Here is an 18,419-nt window from a genome sequence, read left to right as displayed (position 1 = left end):
CGAGAGTCTGCTTCTTTATTTGGCAGAGGTGTTTCTTTGTTTGGAAACAACTACCAAGCTATTGTAAATGCCAGGGACATTTTTGGCATTTTTTCAAATGCCCCCTGGAAATCGTTGAACAACAAAGCGGATTTTGATTCCGCGATTCGCAGGTTCGATCCCTCCCGGCCCGGCCAGGCTTTTCGCTGAACCTGGCCTCTTCAACAATTCGGCACCGGAACAATGCACTGTTGGAAAAACGGTGCTATTCAGATGTCTTCAATGCGTCGTCGGCGGAATGCATCATCATCCAGGCTCCCATGACCCCGTTCTTGTCGCGCTGTCGGTCCTGATCGCGGCGCTTTCCTCTTATACGGCACTGGATCTCGCGACTCGCATGCGGGCCGCTTCAGGCTCCGCCAGCCTGGGCTGGCTCGGGGCTGCGGCAGTCGCCATGGGCGGCGGCATCTGGTCCATGCATTTCGTGGCCATGCTGGCCTTTAGCCTGCCCGGCGTGGATATCTCCTACGATCCGCTCCTCACGCTCCTCTCGCTTGCCATTCCCATCCTGGTCGCGGCAGCCGCGTTCGTCGTCGTAAGTCGGCGGTCGAACGCGCTCGTCGTTGCCGGCATTGCAATGGGGCTCGCGATTTCCGGCATGCACTACACCGGCATGAGCGCCATGCGGATGGCGGCTTCCATCCACTACGATCCCGTCTGGGTCGCGCTTTCCATCGCCATTGCGATCGGAGCGTCCATCATAGCGCTGCGCCTCGCTTTTCACATGACGAGCGTGCTCGAGCGCGTGTCGGCGGGAGCCGTCATGGGCGTGGCGATTTCCGGGATGCACTACGCAGCCATGCAGGGCTCCTCCTTCGTTCCCGCCGATGCCGTCCTTGGCCGCGCAGCACCCGGCTCGGTGGGCCAAGCGCCCCTCGCGTTCCTGATCGCTGGCACCACGATTGTCGTCCTTGTCATGGGGCTTGCTGCGGCCGTGTACGACCGGTTCTCGGCAGAACGAGCTGGCCGCGAAGCCGAGGCGCTCAGGCGAAGCGAGGAGAGATTCCGGCTGCTGGTGGAGGGTGTGGCCGATCACGCCATCTTCATGCTCGACCCCGAGGGACGGGTGGCGAACTGGAATCTCGGCGCGCACCGGCTGATCGGCTATGGCGACGAGATCGTCGGGACGCACTACGCCATCCTTCACACGGACGAAGAGCGCTGTTCCGGAATTCCCGATGCCATGCTTCTGGACGCAAAGCGGGAAGGCAAGTCGACAGGCGAAGGCTGGCGCGTTCGCAAGGACGGCAACCGCTTCTGGGCCGAGGCGACGATTCGCGTGGTGCGGAACGAGCGGGGCGAGACCATAGGCTTCGCCAAGATCGTTCGGGACGTGACGGAGCGCCGCCTGGCCCAGGAAGCGCTGGAGCGCACGCGCGACGCGCTCGCGATATCGCAGAAGATGGAGACTGTCGGACAGCTTACCGGCGGCGTGGCCCACGACTTCAACAACATACTCGCCGTGATCCTGGGCAGCCTCGAACTTGCGAAGAAGCGCCTCCAGCCGGAAGATCCCAGGATTCACCGGCTCCTCGACAACGCGATCCACGGTGCCCTCCGGGGTGCCTCGCTGACCCAGCGCATGCTTGCATTCGCGCGCAAGCAGGACCTCAAGCCCGTCGTCGTGGATGTTCCGGAGCTGGTGCGCGGAATGGCAGCTCTCTTGAAGTTTGCTCCGGGCATCCGCGTCGAGACCCGTTTTCCGATCGAACTCGCAAATGTGAAGGTCGATGCCAACCAGCTGGAGCTCGCGATCCTCAACCTCGCCGTCAATGCGCGGGATGCGATAATGGCGGGCGGCGGGGTGATCAGCATCGCCGCACGCGAAGAGCATGCCATCGACGGCCTTGCGGAGGGGCGATACGTCGCGCTCTCGGTGAGCGACACCGGATGCGGCATGGACGAGGAGACGCTGAAGCATGCGCAGGAGCCGTTCTTTACGACCAAGGGTGTCGGCAAGGGAACCGGTCTCGGCCTCTCGATGGTGAAAGGGTTGGCCGAACAGTCCGGAGGCGTGCTGCTGCTGAAGAGCCACATCGGCGAGGGGACCACGGCCGAGATCTGGCTGCCCGCCTGTCAGGACGAAAAGGTGCCGGTGCCCCATGCGGCTGAGCCGTCGCGCTCCGCATCCCGCAGCAGTCGACCCATCTCCGTGTTGGTCGTCGATGATGACCTTCTTGTTCTCGACAGCATCGCTGCGATGCTCGATGATCTCGGCCACGCCGTGATCGAGGCGCGCTCTGGCGAGGAGGCAGTCCGGCTGCTGCCCCGAATGCCGAAGATCGACATCGTGGTGACCGATTACGCCATGCCGGGAATGAACGGGCTTCAGCTTGCCGAGGCAGTGGCTGCCGAGCGTCCCGGCACGCCCGTAGTGCTCTGCACGGGATATGCCGAGCTTCCAGGCTCCACGCAGCCTCACCTGCCGCGCATTTCCAAGCCGTTCGACCAGACGGCGCTGGTGGCCGCCATCGAGGAGGCAATGCGCGTACAGGCCGATATGCGCTCGGTTTTGACCTTACACCCGAAGAGAGCATAGAGCCCCGTTCCGATGGAAGCGGAACGGGGCTCTAGATTTTTGATTTGACGCGTTTTCTTGACGCGAACCGGGGCAGTGAGGATCCCTGGCTTTGCGGGCCCGGCCCGGATCTCTCTTTCGGAACTCCCTACCGTGAAATCTGGCGGGAGCGAGAACGTGGGAACAAGAGGAGCGCGAAAGCCTCCGCGGTATCAGTCCTTTCGTGGATGGATTCATCGGAAGGATTAGCACCAATGATCCGGGGACTGCTCCAACGCGCCGATTGTGGAACCCGACCGGGCGCTGATTCCTTCCGCAAAGAGTAATGAAGCGTCTTTTGTATCGGATCGCAGAAACGTTCGCCAAGAGCATGATGGCGCAATGGCGCGCGGCACGCAGTGCCGAAAATTCACGGCTAATGAGGGATGGACGGCCTGACCACGATGGATGAGCCCGCGGGATCCAGCTCGACGGCGCTGTCCGAGCAGACGTGCGCCGCGGCGATTGCGACTTGGGTCCGGTTGCTTACGCCCAGCTTGCGCATGATTTCGCGGACATGGACTTTCACGGTTGTTTCGGTCATGCCGAGCTTGCGACCGATCACCTTGTTGGGGTCGCCCTGGCAGAGACAAACGAGAACGGCGTACTGCCGCTCGGTATACTCGGGCGCGTGCCGCGCGCCGTTGGAGCCGTTGGCGCCATGGTCGCGCTGCACGCTGGCCGCCTTGTCGTCGAAGAGGGAGCCTTGCTGCTCGTAAAGGCCGTCCTCCGGCCTGAGAGGCGGCGCTTGCTCCTGGGAAAGGTCGGGCTGTTTGTATTCGACGGGCGCCGGTGCGCTGAAGGTCTGGCTGGCCAGGATGGCAGCTGGCGGAAAATAAGTGCCGCCATGGAGGACGAACGAAAGGGCCTGCAACGCCAGTTCGGGCGCCATGGAGTTGCTGAAGTAACCCTGGGCTCCGCAGCGGATCGCGGCGAGGACGGTGGCGGGATGTTCATCGTCGGAGACAATGGCGAGCGCTGCGTCACGGCGAAGCGTATGCAATACCTGTATCTCGGTGAAGACCTCGTGGGGAGAGGGGGCGCCGACGCTGTAAATCAGCATGTCGCATAGGGCGCGCTCGACGAGTCTTGCGTGGGCTTCGTCAGGATCGAGCGAAATCAGCTCGACGCTTTCGTTCCGGGCCCACGGACTTAAGAAGCTCTCTGCGCGAGCTCGTCTGAAGGCCATCGCGTCTACAAGAAAAACCGTCTTCTTAAATGGGACCGACATAACGCGCCCCTTACAATACGTCGAATGACTATCGATCGTTACATCCTATGACTATCGATAGATTGCCTCCGGCCCTTCTAGGTCGCTGTGAAACACATCACTTAGCATCTTAATTGTGTATAAAAGTTTATCCTTGTTCCAAACGATTGCCAAGAAGCCTGAGTGTGACAAGAAGTCGTCGGAAACAAGGGAACTGCAGCAAGATAGCAGCGAGAAAGCGACATTTTTCCTGTAGTGATTGCAGAAGAGCGGCCGCCCAACCGTCACTTCTATATCTTTCGATATATACGTCCCGGCGACGAAGTCGTTACGATTAGACGAAGCGGCCTGCATTCGCGGACTCAAAACCGGACTTTGAAGTGCTCGCTGCCGTGGCTCCCGCCTCGGCGGATCGTCGGACATTCGTTCTCGCCTTGATGGGGAACCCGATCTGCAGCTGGTCGAACACCGAAAGCCTTTTCATCTACGTGCTGATGATTCTCCTGCGCAGGCTTCCGCCGCCGTCGTGTTCGCGACAGTGAATACGACCCGCGCGAGACTCGATCTGATCCAGCGACTGGCCAAGATCAGAGTTAGCGCCAAGGCTCTGTCGAAAAATCTACGGCCCTCATCGAGCGTTTCTCTGAATCCACCAAGGTTCGCAATGAACTGAATCACTGCATGTTCATTTTTTGATGCCTCAGACGCCATCACCCACACACGCAGTCGATGCGGTTGATCAAAACAAGGTCTGCAGCGCGCAGCCACAAAGACTGTCTCTCTCCAGCACCAACCGCGTCGATGGTTGATATCGCAAGATACGGCGACGCATCCAATGCGTGCATGTCGTTGGCGAGGATGCGGCGGCATTCTGACCAAGCCGGCATCTGCAACAAGGCGAGGTGCCGGCAGTCGGAAGAACTGACGTCAAGAGCGCCGCCGCGCTTCGAAGATCGGACGCTTCTGCTGCTCCCTTGGCTGACAGCCGCGATGGCCTCCGGCCCGCTGGCGTTCGTCAATCGCATGGTGCGCCGGTGGATTTCCCGCCAGGCATTCGGCACCGAACTCGTTTTTCATCGCTGGCCGAATAGATGAGTCCGCAATGGTTCTCGATTTATCGCGATCGCCAACAGAGCCGCCCGAAGAACGGCCTGGGCTGCTTCCACGGACCCGCGTCAGGATGAGCGCTCTCGGAGCGGTGCGATGCCCAAATCTCGCCGGCAGGGAAGGGGTCGTCGTTGGCGCGGGCCGCTATCGCAGCACCATCCGCATCATGTTCGACGGCTTCAGGTCACCAACCTCGTTGCACCGCACCTACATCGAGCCCGTAGCCGGGGAAGAAGGTTCTTCCAGCCGGGATCGCTGCTAGCTTTGCTGGATTTGGCGCGAAATTGCGGATCGCAAAACAGTTCCGGGTGCAGGAACGGTCTTGCCTGTCAGACGTTTGCAGTGGGCGGGCCTGTGCTCGTAGTCCCGCGCTTACACGCCATGTCTTGCCGAGGTGCCGCCTGCTGCAAAGCTCATCCATCCTCATCCCGGGCGACACCGTCTGGAGAAGGTGTAAGGCAGGGCGGCTGGCAATTCTCAATGACGCGGCCGCGTATTTCGCCGCTTTGCGGGAAGCGCTGCTGCTCGCGACGAGGCAGGTCTACATTATCGGCTGGGACATCCACAGCCTGACCCGGTTTGTCGGGCCTTCCGGGCAGGCCGACGATGGTTATCCAGCAGAGCTCGGCGCGTTTCTGAAAGCGCTCCTGAAGGCGAAGCCCGGGTTGCGGATCAATATCCTGAGCTGGAATTTCCCGGCTCTCTACGCGGCGGAGCGGGAGTGGAATTCAGCCGCCAAATTTACCTCCGAAGCGTCGGACCGGCTTTGCTTCTGTTTCGATTCCAGTCTTCCATTAGGCTCGGCGCAGCACCAGAAGATCGTCGTCATTGATGGTGTGCTTGCCTTTGTCGGCGGCCTCGACCTTACGATCAGGCGCTGGGACACCAGCGCGCACGACGCCCATCATCCGCTTCGCATCGATCCCGATGGCAAGCCCTATCCGCCGTTTCACGACGTGCAGTGCATGCTGGATGGCGAAGCAGCGGCCAGCCTGACGGAAGTGGTGGAGAGCAGATGGCGCGCTGCCGGCTGCACGGTCGAAACGTCTGCGGCGGTGACGGGCGAGCGCTGGCCGGCCTCGGTGCCGGTGCAGTCCCGCGGCATGACGGCGGGTATCGCCCGGACCGAGATCGCAACCGCAAGCGAAGCCGGCGTGAACGAGGTCGCGCGGCTGTTCGAGGCCTCCATCAACGCGGCCGACCGCTTCATCTATATCGAGAACCAGTTCACCAGCGCCACCGACATCGCGCGCCTGCTGGCGCAGCGGATGCTCGACGTGCCGCAGCTTCGTGTTCTGATCGTCACGCCGAAGATGCATTCGTCCTGGTTCGAATCGCAGGCCATGCAGAGCGGCCGCGGCGGGTTCATCGAACAATTCGTGGCGGCTGATGTCATGGACCGGGTTCGCTTTCTCTATCCGTCGACGCGGGATGGGGAGCAGGCCACGGCGGTGATGGTGCACAGCAAGGTGATGATCGTCGACGATCGCATCCTGCGCGTCGGTTCGGCCAACCTGAATAACCGCTCGATGGGCGCCGATACCGAGTGCGACCTCGCCTTCGAGGCGACGTCCGAGGCGCACCGGAAATACATCGCCGGGCTTCGCCGCCAGCTGATCGGGCATTTCTGCGGCGTCGATGAACGGGACGTCAAAAGCAACGAAGCCGATCTGTTCGGATTTCTCGACCGCCTGCCGGACGCAGGCGGCGTGAAATCGTTGCAGCCGATCGACCCGGCCGCAACAGTCGGCAGCATGGCAATTGTCGTGCAGCCCGTCGCCGATCCCAGAGAACCGCTTCACCTCGACCGCGCCGCCAATCGCATGTGGACGGCAAGAACCATTTTGGCCGTATCCGGTTTGGCCGCAGCGCTCGCCGGCCTCGCTTTGGCCTGGCAGTACACATCGTTGCGCGATTTCACCGAGATAGGGTTCGTCTCCTCGGTCATTTCGCAACCCGCATGGTCGCAGTTCGCGCCGCTGCTCGCGATTGCCGCCTTCGTCCTCGGCGGGCTGGTGGTGTTTCCGGTGCTGGTCTTGATCGCCGCTACGGCAGCGGCGCTGGGGCCGTGGATGGGTTTCTTCAGCGCCGGCGCCGGCGTGCTGCTCAGCGCGCTCACGCTGTTTTCGATCGGCCGCGTGCTGGGTCAGGCGCGTTTGCAGCGGCTGCTCGGGCGTCGCGCGGCGCGGGTCCAGAGCCGCATCATCGGCAAGGGGGTCGTGGCGGTCGCCATGATCCGGATGGTGCCGATCGCCCCGTTCTCGATCGTGAACGTGGTGGCGGGCGCCAGCAAGCTGAGCCTGCGCGATTTTATGCTCGGCACCGTGCTGGGCATGGCGCCGGGGATCGCTGTCATGGCCGCGCTCGGTGCGCAGATCGCGGATCTCGCCAGAAACGCCTCGTGGACGAATGCGGTGCTGCTGGCGCTGGCGGTCACAGCCTGGATCGCGTTGTGCCTTGGCGTGCAGTTCCTGGTGACGTGGATGGCGGGACGAAGAACGTGACGGCCACTATGCGCATCATGACGTGGAATGTTCACGGCATCTTTCACCTCAATCCGGGTTTCGATCTGGACGGCGTTTGTTCCATTATCCGCCACTGGTCTCCTGATATCGTGGCACTGCAGGAGGTCGATTCCCGCGGAAGGACCGATGATCCCTTTGCCCTGTTGGCAAAGGCCGTCGGCGACCACAGCGTCGATGCAAGATCGATCGTCACGGAGGACGGCGACTATGGCCAGGTGCTGCTCAGCCGCTGGCCGTTCGTCGAACCGCCGAAAATCTCCGACGTCTCCTATCAGGAACGGGAGCCGCGCCGGGCCATTGCCGCGCGCATCTTGTCTGATTACGGGGAGGTCAGGGTCATCGCTACCCACCTCGGCTTGAGCATCCATGAAAGGCACGCGCAGGCCCATGCCCTGGCCGAACTGGTGCAGCCAACGCGAACGCTCGTGCTCGGCGATTTCAACGACTGGTTCTGGGTGAAGTCGGTGAGGGGGGTGCTGGCGCGGATCTGCCCGGTCCGAACGCGCTTGCGGACGTTTCCCTCCCGATTGCCGATGATGCGGCTGGACCGGATCTATGCCTCGCGCGATTTGACGATTCTCTCGGCCTGGACCGATCGCAAGGCCCGTGCGTATTCGGACCATCTTCCCGTGATCGCGGATGTCGCGTTTCCGGAATAGAGGCTTGGTCAGGCGGGCTTGGCCGGATGCTGCGTTCGGGGGTGGCGCTCATGCAGCAGACAGGCCAGATCATGACGCAGTTCGGACCGGTCGCGCATGGCGGTCTCGAACAGCGCTTCCTGGATGTCTCTGGGCATATCGCCCCAAACGACAATCGCGGCCTCGCCGAGCAGGGATGCAAAGGTCTGTGGTTCGGTCATGTCGCTCCTCCCCGATTTTTACGTTTGATCGAAGCGAAGGTTCCGTTTCCGTGCGCTTTTGCGTCCAGCCGCCGTGAAGGCGTTATTACCGTCCCCAGCGCAACACCACGGGATCGAGCTGGCGGGCAATTTCAACGAGGCCCGCGCGCGCCGCCGGGTGAACCTTTTGCAGAGGATGGCGAACCGCTTCCGAGCCGATCACGCCGCCTTCCTGCATCAGGATCTTGGCGGCCTGCAAGCCGCACTGCCGGTTCTCGTAGTTGATCAGCGGCAGCCAGCGCGCATAGGCCGTCATCGCTTCCTCCCGGCGCCCCGCCAGATACGGATCGACGATCTGCCTGATGCCATCAGGATAGCCGCCACCCGTCATGGCGCCGGTCGCACCGGCATCGAGATCGGCCATCAGGGTGATGGCTTCCTCGCCGTCCCACGGACCTTCGATGCTGTCGCCGCCGGCAGCGATGAGGTCGCGCAGCTTCGCCGCCGCCATCGGCACCTCGATCTTGAAATAGCTGATGTTCGGAATTTCCCGCGCCATGCGCGCCAGCAGGTCGACCGACAGCGGCGTTCCGGCCACAGGCGCATCCTGGATCATGATGGGGATGTCGATGGCGTCAGACACGGTGCGATAGAAGTCGAAAATAGCCTTTTCCGGCACGCGGAAAGTGGCCCCGTGATAGGGCGGCATGATCATCACCATCGCAGCGCCCGCGTCCTGGGCCTGGCGGCTGCGTTCGGCGCAGATGCGCGAACCGAAATGCGTCGTCGTGACGATCACGGGCACCCGGCCGGCGACGTGCTCCAGCACCGCATGCATCACCTGTTCGCGCTCGGCATCGGTCAGCACGAACTGCTCGGAGAAATTGGCCAGAATGCAGAGGCCGTTCGAGCCGGCGTCGATCATGAAATCGATGCAGCGGCGTTGCCCCGCGAGATCGAGCTCGCCCCGGTCGTCGAAGATGGTCGGAGCGACGGGGAACACACCGCGGTAGGGCCGTTTTGCAATCAGCGTCATTCTGGAGTTCCGTTCGGAGGGGATCAGTGATTGTATGGTTGTCCAATTCATTCATCAACATGATAGAAGCCTCGGCACAAGCGAGCGAGACAAAGGGAAAGATCGATGGGAGGAGTTCTGGAGGGCGTTCGCGTCCTCGATTTCGGGCGCTATATCGCGGGGCCTTACTGCGCGACCTTGCTGGCGGAATTCGGTGCGGAAGTCATTCGCGTGGAGAAACGCGACGGCAGCGAGGACCGTTTCGTGGCGCCCGTGGGCGAAGGCGGCGAGGGTGCGCTGTTCCTGCAGGTCAACCGCAACAAGAAGTGCATCACGCTCGATCCGATGAAGCCGGAAGGGCAGGAGGTGATGCGCCGGCTGGTTGCCACAGCCGACGTCGTCGTCGCCAATCTGCCGCCGCAGACGTTGCGGGCGATGAAGCTCGATTATGAATCGCTGAAGGCGATCAAGCCGGACATTATCCTGACGACGGCGACCGCTTTCGGCGGGCCGGGACCGTGGTCCGACCGCGTCGGCTTTGACGGCGTTGGACAGGTGATGTCGGGCGCGGTCTACATGACGGGCAAAGGCGATCCGCCATACCGGGCCGCCGTGAATTGGGTCGATTTCGGCACCGCGCTGCATTGCGCGTTCGGCACGCTCGCCGCTTTGATCGAGCGCGGCAAATCCGGGCGCGGGCAGATCGTCGAGGGCGCGCTGCTGGCGACCGCGCTGTCCTTCACCAACGCCACGCTGATCGAGCAGGCGGTGATATCAGCCAATCGCGTGCCGACCGGCAACCTCGGCCAGACCGCGGCTCCCGCCGACATCTACCGCACCAAAGACGGCTGGGTGCTGTGCCAGGTCACCGGCCATCCACTGTTCATCCGCTGGGCCAAATTGATGGGCGAGGCGGATCACTGGCTGAGCGATCCGCGCTTCGCCGACGATCTCAAGCGCGGCGACCACGGTCCTGTCATCAGCGAACGGATGGCGCGCTGGTGCGCCGAACGCACCACGCAGGATGCCGTCGATACGCTCGGCAAGGCGATGATTCCAGCCGGCCCGGTGCTGAGCCCGCAACAGGCGCTGGAGCATCCGCACATCCGCGCCACCGGCTTCATGCAGGACGTCGACTATCCAGGCTTGCCGAAACCCGCTCCGACGGTGCGCGCCGCGGTGCGGCTGTCGGAGACCCCTGGCGAAATCGTGTCGCGCCCGCCAACGCTCGGCGAGCACACCGATCTTGTGCTGGCCGATATCGGCTATGACGCCGATGCCATCGCGGCGCTTCGCAGAGGCGGGATCATCTAGATGCCGCGGCCGATGACCCGCCTTGTTGGTTGCCGTCAGGTGGTTCGTCGCCAAACCGCAGCCTGGACATCAGCTCCATGACGCTGCTGTCGATACCGGCCAATCCCGTTCCGGAGGGTGCGCTCGCCGGAACGATCGAGACGCCGGATGGCGCCACGTTGCGCTTTGCGCGCTGGGCGGCGCCGGCCAACGGCAGCGGGACCGTCTGTGTCTTCACCGGGCGCAGCGAGTACATCGAAAAATATTTCGAAACGGTGCGGGATCTGCGCCAGCGCGGTTATGCGGTTGCGATGATCGACTGGCGGGGACAGGGGCATTCCTCGCGTCAGTTGGGCAATCCGCTCAAGGGCCATGTCCGGAATTTTTCGGATTACGAGATCGACGTGGCGGCCTTTGTCAAGCAGGTGGTGCTGCCGGATTGTCCGCCGCCCTATTTTGCGCTGGCCCATTCGATGGGCGGCGCGGTCATGCTGCGCGTCGCGCATGCCGGCATCGAAGTGTTCGAACGCTTCGTGCTCTGCGCGCCGATGATAGACCTGCCGGGTCTGCGAGCGTCGCTGCCGATGCGCGGCCTGATGCGCATGCTGCGCGCGGCCGGAATGGGCGAGCGGTTTATTCCAGGCGGCAACATCGACCTGATCAAGTCAACGGACTTTCCCGGCAATCCCCTGACCTCGGACCCGCGCCGCTATGCCCGCAACGCGGCTATACTGGAGGCCGATCCAACGCTCGGAATTGCGTCGCCGACCGTGGCGTGGCTCGACGCGGCCTTTGCGGTGATGACCGAGTTTCGTTCGCGTGAGTTTGCCGGCCGAATTCGCCAGCCGGTCCTGATGCTCGCGGCAGGCGACGACACCATCGTATCGACCCCTGCCATTGCGGCGTTTGCCCGGCATCTGCCGGCGGGATCGCATCGCGTGATCGCGGGTGCGAAGCACGAAATCCTGCAGGAAGACGACCGCTATCGCGCGCAGCTCTGGGCCGCATTCGATGCCTTCATGCCGGGTTAGGGCCGCGTCCACGCGTGTCGCCCGAGGGAAGTCGTGGGCTGACAGGCTTTGAGCCGCGATCGTGCGGCCTACTTCCGCCTAAACACCTGCGTACACCACGCTTGCTGATCTTCGGGCTTGCCTACAAAAGCGCACGAGAATGTACCGCCACTTATTCCGGCGAGTTTTCCAGTCCCCTTGACCATGTTCTCGCCGGTTGCCTTACCATCGGCAGCCGTGATGCTAAACGACCCCTTGAGTTGGTCATCACCTTCGCCCCAAGTGAGCTCGCCCTCACCCTTACCGGTCTCTTGTGTAAGACTATAGGTCCCAGAAACAGGTGCCATGTGCAGAGGACCGCTGCCAGCATCGTTGAAGGTGATCCCCCACAGAGTGCCGTAGGCAACACCTTTGTCTACGCGTTCTTGGATCAGCTTCCACCCGCTGTGGAGTTTGATCGTGCCCGCGTCCTCCGCCAATGCCGGCAGCACCAAACCGGCGGCCAACATCGAAGCAAAAAGGGTCTTATGCATCTTCGAGTCTCCTCTTGGGTTAGTGTGTCGAAAAGAAAAAAGGAGGATAGGCGGCCGCCGAAAAGGGACGCCTCGTGCGCTCATGGTGATAGCTAAACCGCGGCGACAATGACTGTGGAGCGAAAAGTGAGTTTGGCCATGAATCGCGCTGCGACGGACGTTCTCAATTTTGGTTTCATCGCCCTCCCTCATCGCGGTCAAGCAAGCATTTCGCGTGCCCGTGCGCACGGCGAGTGCTCGGTGAGAGGCCGGCACAAAAGGACTGTCGGTTTTATTGAGAGTTCGATGCCCGCCGACGGCATTCCCCGCTGCCCATTCGCCTCGAACGGAGACGTCGGCACGTCCCGTCTCGAAGAGCAGCTCTAAACAAGCCTACACGACCCCACGCCCATCCAAAAGTCCTCATATTGGCCGGGGCGCGCACAAACAATTCGGCCAAACCAGTGACCCCAATGTGACCGATCGTCTGGTGTTCGATCCGGAAGTGCTGCGAGCGGCCATGCCGGGGTAGGGCGTGGACTCATAAATCCCAAACGTTCAAGGACTTGGCGATGTCCGGCACTGTGCTCAAAAGCGGACATCTGGGCTGGCCTTCAGCGTGTCTGCTTTATGCTGGCAATTGCGGTCATTGGTGCCCCATGGAAGTGAAGCAGTTCACTGAACGTCTGATCGAGGCGTGGTAAGTTGCCGGTACTGTCTCCGCATGCAGCAATTTGGGGAGGCCGCAATGAAACTTCCACGCCGTCAATTCCTGCATCTGGCAGCGGCCGCTGCCACGTTTCCGGTATTATCCCGGTTCGCCCGCGCGCAGAGCTACCCGACGCGACCGGTGCACCTGCTCGAAGGCTTCGGCGCCGGTGGAGCACCTGACATCGTCGCGCGATTGATCGGTCAATCGCTGTCGGAGCGACTGGGACAATCATTTGTCGTCGAGAACCGCAGTGGCGCTACCGGCAACATCGCAACTGAGGCGGTCGTGCGGGCATCTCCGGACGGCTACACACTGCTGTTGGTTTCCGCAGCAAATGCGATAAATGCGACCATGCTCAACCTTAGCTTCGACTTCATCCGCGATATCGCGCCGATCGCAGGTATCGTTCGTGTGCCCTTGGTTATGGAGGTCCACCCGTCGGTTCCCGCCAAGACAGTCGCGGAGTTCATCGCCTACGCGAAGGCCAATCCCGGCAAGGTCAATATGGCGTCAGCCGGGACCGGATCTACGACCCACTTGGCCGGCGAATTGTTCAAAACGATGGCCGGCGTCGATCTCTTTCACGTGCCTTATCGGGGCGCGCAGGTATTTCCTGCTCTTCTCACCGGCGAAGCACAGGTCTATTTTGGCCCGCTACTATCATCGATCGAATATGTCAGGGCCGGCAACTTCCGCGCCCTGGCGGTAACGACGGTGGCGCGCTCGCCAATATTGCCGGACGTTCCAGCTCTCGGCGAAACCCTGCTCGGTTACGAGGCAAGTGCATGGTACGGCATTGGCGGTCCAAAGCGCACGCCGGCAGACGTCATCGAAATACTGAACAAGGAAGTCAACGTCAGCCTCGCCGATCCGAAATTCCAAGCGCGGCTTGCCAATCTGGGCGGCACGGCTCTTGGCGGGTCGCCCGCCGACTTCGCCAAACTGATCTCCGACGAGGTCAGGAAGTGGAGCAGGGTGAATTGGGCGGCCAATATGAAACGGGAGTGAGCAGCAGGGAGCTGCCGCATTGAGGTATTTCGCCCGGCCTATGTCGGTTCAGGGTCAAAGGCGAAAAATCCGGGGTAACCAACGCATTTCTGCTTTAGCCTCAAAAGCGGATATTTCGTTTATGAGCACACGCCCGAGTTCGAACGAACGTCGTCGATATCGCGGTTGCGAACATGCCAGCCGATCGCGCCGGGAATCGGCGGGTCTCGATGCTCGGAACGCTTGTCACAATGGAGTTCCAGACCGTATCGTGACGTCGCGGAGCGGCGACGCGCGGCGTCGCGGGCGAGGCGGGATCGGGGTTTTGCATGGGGTCGCAGGTAAGCTTGCCGCTCTGGGTCGTCGTCCTGATGGCGATCTTCGCGATCTCGGCGGCGCTGGATCGCATCCTCATTCCCAGCGTGCGCTGGGCGCTGCGCCGGCGTGCCAACCGCGCCATCGAGGAACTCAACACCAAACTGAAGCTTCGCATTCAGCCGTTCAAGCTGACCGAGCGACAGGTGCTGATCGATCGTCTGGTGTTCGACCCGGAAGTGCTGCGGGCGGCCGAGGAATATTCGCTCCAAAACGGCGTGCCGAACGAAGTCGCGATGGAAAAGGTGAGGCGCTACGCCCGCGAGATCGTTCCGGCGTTCAGCGCCTATGCCTATTTCCGCGTCGGGACGCGGATCGCGCGGGCGGTTTCGCATATGCTGTACCGGGTGCGGATCGGCGTCCGCAACGACGAGGCGCTGGCCGCCGTCGATCCGTCCGCGTCGGTGATCTTCGTCATCAATCATCGCTCCAACATGGATTACGTGCTGGTGACCTATGTCGCCTCGACGTCGTCGGCGCTGAGCTACGCCGTGGGCGAATGGGCCAAGGTCTGGGGCCTCAGCAATTTGATTCGCTCGATGGGAGCCTATTTCATCGCGCGCGATTCCGGCGAGGCGCTCTATCGCAAGGTGCTTTCGCGCTATGTACACATGGCGACGGCGGCGGGTGTCACGCAGGCGATTTTCCCGGAGGGCGGGCTCAGCCGCGACGGCAAGCTGCGTCCGCCGAAATTCGGGCTGTTGAGCTACATGGTGGCGGACTTCGATCCGCACGGCCCGCGCGACGTGGTGTTCATCCCGGTCGCCGTTAACTACGACCGCGTGCTGGAAGACCGCATGCTCACCTCGGTGGCCAATACCGCGCCGGGCAAGAAGCCGGTGTTCGGCTTCAACGCGGCGACCTTCGCGCGCCATTTCTTCCGCCATCTCTGGATGGCAATGCGCGGCCAGTGGCATCGCTTCGGATATACCTGCGTGAGTTTTGGCGTGCCGGTGTCGCTGCGAAATTATGTCGAGGCAAGGAAGATCGATTTTCGTGTGCTTGCGCCGGAGCCGCGCCGCATCGAGGTCGAACGACTCGGCAACGAGTTGATGGAGGCCGTCGGCCGCGTGGTGCCGGCGCTGCCGGTCTCGCTGGTCGCGACCGCCATGCTGGAGGCCGGCGATCAGCCGCTGACATTGTTCGAAATCAAGGGCCGCGTTTCAACTTTGATCGCCGGCCTCGAACGGCTCGGTAGCTACGTTCACATCCCGCGCGCCGATCGCGACTACGCCATCTCCGTCGGCTTGCGGATGCTGACGCTGCGCCACCTGGTGATCGAGGTTGACGACACCTACCGCGCCAACCCCAAAGAACTCGTGCTGTTGCGGTACTACGCGAACGCGATCGTTCATCTGTTGCCCGTAGGGTGGGCAAAGGAGCGCTAGCGACGTGCCCACCACCTATCACCGATTGCGCTGCTTGATGGTGGGCACGCTTCCGCCTTCGCTCGTTGAGCTACGGCGGACAAGTCGCTTTGCATACCCTACGAACTCTCGCCGTCATTGCGAGCGAAGCGAAGCAATCCACGTCTCCGCAAGCTGCGCTATGGATTGCTTCGCTGCGCTCGCAATGACGACGTGGAGGCAATGGGTGTGCCAAAAAATCACTTGTCGGGCAAATCACCTAAAACCTGTCCAGTCCTTCTCGCAAAAATATTCCGCTTTCGTTCTCACCCAAATCACCGGCATAACTCCGCGCGTCTCACGGCAGATGAGGGGCGTTGGCCATCGTCACGAACGTGCGGTGAGATGCGATGGACGCAGATGGCGCGCGAGACGTACGCGCCTGACGCGTACGGCGAAGTCGTGTGGTTCTGGCGCCGCGGTGCTGGCGCTAAGTTGCGCGGGGTTTATTTCCTGCGTGGCGACGGTGGCAAGAAAGCCGTTCACCGGGGAGAGCACGTTATAAGCCGTAAAGCCATTGCGCAGGGAAGGCCGGAGTGTTTCCGCTGAACCTGTATGCTCGTGTGCGCATTCTTTGTGTGCAAATGCACGCGAGACCGCGGGTGCAGCGCGCACCCGGTCTTCCCTGCGCCCTCTAAACAAGAGGGCGGGAAGTTATCCAGCAAGCCTCGGGCGACCCACGCCGCGAGAACGCGAAACTATATCCATCGTCATTGCGAGCGCAGCGAAGCAATCCATTTCGCAGCTTGCGGAAGCATGGATTGCTTCGCTTCGCTCGCAATGACGGGGAAGGAACAGTGTCCCTGGAATCCATAGCCCGGATGAGCCAACGGGCTACCCGGCCACCGCTCTGGCCCCAGCCGCTTCCTTGCAAAAGCTTGAAGTTTAAAATATATGCTGAACCATCATCCTGGAGGCCTCCGATGTCCCCATTATCGCGTTCCTCCCATGCGCTCGTCACCGGCGGCGGGCGGGGCATCGGCCTTGCGATTTCAGCGGCGCTGTCGAAAGCCGGCGCGACCGTAACGGTGCTCGGCCGTAACCGCGCAACGCTGGACGAAGCCATAGCATCCGGTGCGGCGCAGTTCGCAGCCGTAGCCGATGTCGCCGATCAGGCGTCGGTCAAATCAGCCGTTGCGGAAGCCGCCGCGCGGCAACCGATCGACATCCTCATTGCCAACGCGGGCGCAGCGGAATCTGCGCCATTCGGCCGCTCCGATGCGGCGTTGTTCCAGCGGATGATGGACGTCAATTTCATGGGTGTGGTCTATGCCACGCAAGCCGTATTGCCTGGAATGGTGGAGCGCCGCCACGGCCGTATCATTGCCGTCGCATCCACCGCCGGTTTGAAAGGCTACGCCTATGTCTCGGCCTACAGCGCGGCGAAACATGCCGTCGTCGGGCTCGTCCGTTCGCTGGCGCTGGAGACGGCGAAGAGCGGCGTCACCGTCAATGCCGTCTGCCCCGGCTTCACCGAAACCGACTTGCTGGAAGGCTCGATCGACAACATCATCAAGAAGACCGGCCGCAGCCGCGAGCAGGCCATAGCGGAACTGTCGAAGCACAATCCGCAGGGACGCCTCGTGTCGCCCTCGGAAGTGGCTGATACCGTGCTCTGGCTTTGCGGCGAAGGCGCCGGCGCCATCACGGGACAGGCCATCGCGGTTGCCGGCGGCGAAGTCTGATCGGCCGCCACATCGATAACGATCAAATTCAGGGAGATCCCATGAGCAAGCCCGCCAACCCCGTCACGCTGCCGCTGGCTGACTATTCGCCGAAGCATTTTCTGCTGGCCGTCGTCGATCGCGTCGCCACGGTGACGCTCAATCGTCCCGAGCGAAAGAATCCGCTGACCTTCGAAAGCTACCGCGAGCTCACCGATTTCTTCCGCGCCTGCGCGATGGATGACGAGGTCAAGACCATCGTCGTCACCGGTGCGGGCGGCAACTTCTCGTCCGGCGGCGACGTGTTCGAGATCATCGGTCCCTTGATTCAGATGGATACCAAGGGGCTGACCGCCTTTACCCGCATGACCGGCGACTTGGTGAAGGCGATGCGGGCGTGCCCGCAGCCGATTGTTGCTGCCGTCGAAGGCATCTGCGCCGGCGCGGGCGCGATCGTCGCGATGGCATCCGACCTGCGCCTGGCCGCAACCGGCGCCAAGGTCGCGTTCCTGTTCAACAAGGTCGGACTCGCCGGCTGCGACATGGGCGCCTGCGCGATCCTGCCGCGCATCATCGGCCAGTCGCGGGCCTCCGAACTGCTCTACACCGGCCGCTTCATGACCGCGGAGGAGGGCGAGCGCTGGGGCTTCTTCAGCCGTATCGTCACGCCGGACGCGGTGCTGCCGCAGGCGCAGCTTATGGCCAAGCAGATTTCCGAAGGCCCGACCTTCGCCAACACCATGACCAAGCGCATGCTGGCGATGGAATGGGCGATGTCGGTGGAGGAGGCGATCGAGGCCGAAGCGGTTGCCCAGGCGCTCTGCATGACCACGGAAGATTTCGGCCGTGCCTTCGAGGCGTTTTCGAACAAGCGGACCCCGGTGTTCGAGGGGAACTGAGGGCCGTAGCCCGGGTGAAGCGCAGCGAAACCCGGGGCCGCTGCCGAATGCCGCGAGAATCCCGGATTGCGCTACGCTCCATCGGGGCTACGAATGAGCCACCAGCCCCTTGGCCCAAAATTGTTTTAGTCGTAGCCCGGGTGAAGCGCAGCGAAACCCGGGGCCACTGCCCGAATGCCGCGAGAATCCCGGATTGCGCTACGCTCCATCCGGGCTACGAACGAGCCACCAGCCCCCTTGCCCCAAAATTGTTTTAGGCTTAAAGTAATT

At 62.2% G+C, this 18,419-nt stretch carries 14 protein-coding genes; 9 read left to right on the top strand and 5 right to left on the bottom strand.

Going from position 1 to position 18,419, the window contains the following annotated elements:
• The first annotated feature begins 277 nt into the window (after positions 1-277).
• The gene (locus KIP88_RS01825) at positions 278-2,578 is read left to right on the top strand and encodes an MHYT domain-containing protein (RefSeq protein ID WP_214486110.1); all 2,301 of its coding nucleotides are present in this window, start codon (positions 278-280) and stop codon (positions 2,576-2,578) included.
• A gap of 394 nt (positions 2,579-2,972) precedes the next feature.
• Here the strand turns inward: KIP88_RS01825 and KIP88_RS01820 are convergent, their stop codons facing one another.
• Together KIP88_RS01820 and KIP88_RS01815 are read right to left on the bottom strand one after the other, a co-directional pair.
• The gene (locus KIP88_RS01820) at positions 2,973-3,659 is read right to left on the bottom strand and encodes a response regulator transcription factor (RefSeq protein WP_249790457.1); all 687 of its coding nucleotides are present in this window, start codon (positions 3,657-3,659) and stop codon (positions 2,973-2,975) included.
• 857 nt (positions 3,660-4,516) lie between these two features.
• On the bottom strand, positions 4,517-4,831 hold the full coding sequence (locus KIP88_RS01815) for a hypothetical protein (protein ID WP_214486108.1): 315 nt from the start codon (positions 4,829-4,831) through the stop codon (positions 4,517-4,519).
• A 468-nt stretch (positions 4,832-5,299) separates the two neighbouring features.
• Between KIP88_RS01815 and KIP88_RS01810 the strand changes: the two genes are divergently transcribed.
• Positions 5,300-7,417, top strand: coding sequence for a VTT domain-containing protein (locus KIP88_RS01810; RefSeq protein WP_249790456.1), 2,118 nt, complete (start codon positions 5,300-5,302; stop codon positions 7,415-7,417).
• Complete coding sequence (locus tag KIP88_RS01805; protein ID WP_308163169.1) at positions 7,414-8,097, top strand: endonuclease/exonuclease/phosphatase family protein; 684 nt, start codon at positions 7,414-7,416, stop codon at positions 8,095-8,097. Before KIP88_RS01810 ends, KIP88_RS01805 begins: the two co-directional genes overlap by 4 nt.
• Before the next feature lie 8 nt (positions 8,098-8,105).
• Here KIP88_RS01805 and KIP88_RS01800 read toward each other — a convergent pair whose 3' ends face one another.
• Positions 8,106-8,297: a hypothetical protein gene (locus KIP88_RS01800; protein ID WP_214486107.1), complete on the bottom strand. Its 192-nt coding sequence runs from the start codon at positions 8,295-8,297 to the stop codon at positions 8,106-8,108.
• Positions 8,298-8,382: 85 nt separating this feature from the next.
• On the bottom strand, positions 8,383-9,312 hold the full coding sequence (locus tag KIP88_RS01795) for a dihydrodipicolinate synthase family protein (RefSeq protein ID WP_214486106.1): 930 nt from the start codon (positions 9,310-9,312) through the stop codon (positions 8,383-8,385).
• A 105-nt stretch (positions 9,313-9,417) separates the two neighbouring features.
• On the opposite strand from KIP88_RS01795, the gene KIP88_RS01790 reads away from it, so the two are divergent.
• Both KIP88_RS01790 and KIP88_RS01785 read left to right on the top strand, forming a co-directional pair.
• Positions 9,418-10,605 carry a CaiB/BaiF CoA-transferase family protein gene (locus tag KIP88_RS01790; RefSeq protein WP_214486105.1) on the top strand — a complete coding sequence of 396 codons (1,188 nt, stop codon included), beginning with the start codon at positions 9,418-9,420 and terminating at the stop codon, positions 10,603-10,605.
• 77 nt (positions 10,606-10,682) lie between these two features.
• Positions 10,683-11,615 (top strand): alpha/beta fold hydrolase, encoded by a 933-nt coding sequence (locus tag KIP88_RS01785; RefSeq protein ID WP_214486104.1) that lies wholly within the window; start codon positions 10,683-10,685, stop codon positions 11,613-11,615.
• 68 nt (positions 11,616-11,683) lie between these two features.
• Here KIP88_RS01785 and KIP88_RS01780 read toward each other — a convergent pair whose 3' ends face one another.
• Positions 11,684-12,127: a hypothetical protein gene (locus KIP88_RS01780; RefSeq protein WP_214486103.1), complete on the bottom strand. Its 444-nt coding sequence runs from the start codon at positions 12,125-12,127 to the stop codon at positions 11,684-11,686.
• A 727-nt stretch (positions 12,128-12,854) separates the two neighbouring features.
• On the opposite strand from KIP88_RS01780, the gene KIP88_RS01775 reads away from it, so the two are divergent.
• The 4 genes from KIP88_RS01775 (at position 12,855) to KIP88_RS01760 (ending at position 18,149) form a co-directional block, all read left to right on the top strand.
• Positions 12,855-13,826, top strand: coding sequence for a tripartite tricarboxylate transporter substrate binding protein (locus KIP88_RS01775; protein WP_214486102.1), 972 nt, complete (start codon positions 12,855-12,857; stop codon positions 13,824-13,826).
• 308 nt (positions 13,827-14,134) lie between these two features.
• Positions 14,135-15,568: a 1-acyl-sn-glycerol-3-phosphate acyltransferase gene (locus KIP88_RS01770; RefSeq protein ID WP_214486101.1), complete on the top strand. Its 1,434-nt coding sequence runs from the start codon at positions 14,135-14,137 to the stop codon at positions 15,566-15,568.
• A gap of 941 nt (positions 15,569-16,509) precedes the next feature.
• Positions 16,510-17,271 carry an SDR family NAD(P)-dependent oxidoreductase gene (locus tag KIP88_RS01765; protein ID WP_214486100.1) on the top strand — a complete coding sequence of 254 codons (762 nt, stop codon included), beginning with the start codon at positions 16,510-16,512 and terminating at the stop codon, positions 17,269-17,271.
• Positions 17,272-17,312: 41 nt separating this feature from the next.
• On the top strand, positions 17,313-18,149 hold the full coding sequence (locus KIP88_RS01760; RefSeq protein ID WP_214486099.1) for an enoyl-CoA hydratase family protein: 837 nt from the start codon (positions 17,313-17,315) through the stop codon (positions 18,147-18,149).
• Positions 18,150-18,419: the final 270 nt, after the last annotated feature.

This window comes from Bradyrhizobium sp. SRL28, assembly GCF_018596315.1.
Taxonomy (GTDB): Bacteria; Pseudomonadota; Alphaproteobacteria; order Rhizobiales; family Xanthobacteraceae; genus Bradyrhizobium.
This window is presented reverse-complemented; position numbering and strand designations above follow the sequence as displayed.

Bases quoted from the DNA above. Each gene is read 5' to 3' on its own strand.
- KIP88_RS01760 (WP_214486099.1), top strand. From the start codon at position 17,313: ATGAGCAAGCCCGCCAACCCCGTCACGCTGCCGCTGGCTGACTATTCG.
- KIP88_RS01815 (WP_214486108.1), bottom strand. From the start codon at position 4,831: ATGCGATTGACGAACGCCAGCGGGCCGGAGGCCATCGCGGCTGTCAGC.
- KIP88_RS01765 (WP_214486100.1), top strand. From the start codon at position 16,510: ATGTCCCCATTATCGCGTTCCTCCCATGCGCTCGTCACCGGCGGCGGG.
- KIP88_RS01800 (WP_214486107.1), bottom strand. From the start codon at position 8,297: ATGACCGAACCACAGACCTTTGCATCCCTGCTCGGCGAGGCCGCGATT.
- KIP88_RS01780 (WP_214486103.1), bottom strand. From the start codon at position 12,127: ATGCATAAGACCCTTTTTGCTTCGATGTTGGCCGCCGGTTTGGTGCTG.
- KIP88_RS01820 (WP_249790457.1), bottom strand. From the start codon at position 3,659: ATGCTGATTTACAGCGTCGGCGCCCCCTCTCCCCACGAGGTCTTCACC.
- KIP88_RS01770 (WP_214486101.1), top strand. From the start codon at position 14,135: ATGGGGTCGCAGGTAAGCTTGCCGCTCTGGGTCGTCGTCCTGATGGCG.
- KIP88_RS01775 (WP_214486102.1), top strand. From the start codon at position 12,855: ATGAAACTTCCACGCCGTCAATTCCTGCATCTGGCAGCGGCCGCTGCC.
- KIP88_RS01785 (WP_214486104.1), top strand. From the start codon at position 10,683: ATGACGCTGCTGTCGATACCGGCCAATCCCGTTCCGGAGGGTGCGCTC.
- KIP88_RS01790 (WP_214486105.1), top strand. From the start codon at position 9,418: ATGGGAGGAGTTCTGGAGGGCGTTCGCGTCCTCGATTTCGGGCGCTAT.
- KIP88_RS01825 (WP_214486110.1), top strand. From the start codon at position 278: ATGCATCATCATCCAGGCTCCCATGACCCCGTTCTTGTCGCGCTGTCG.
- KIP88_RS01795 (WP_214486106.1), bottom strand. From the start codon at position 9,312: ATGACGCTGATTGCAAAACGGCCCTACCGCGGTGTGTTCCCCGTCGCT.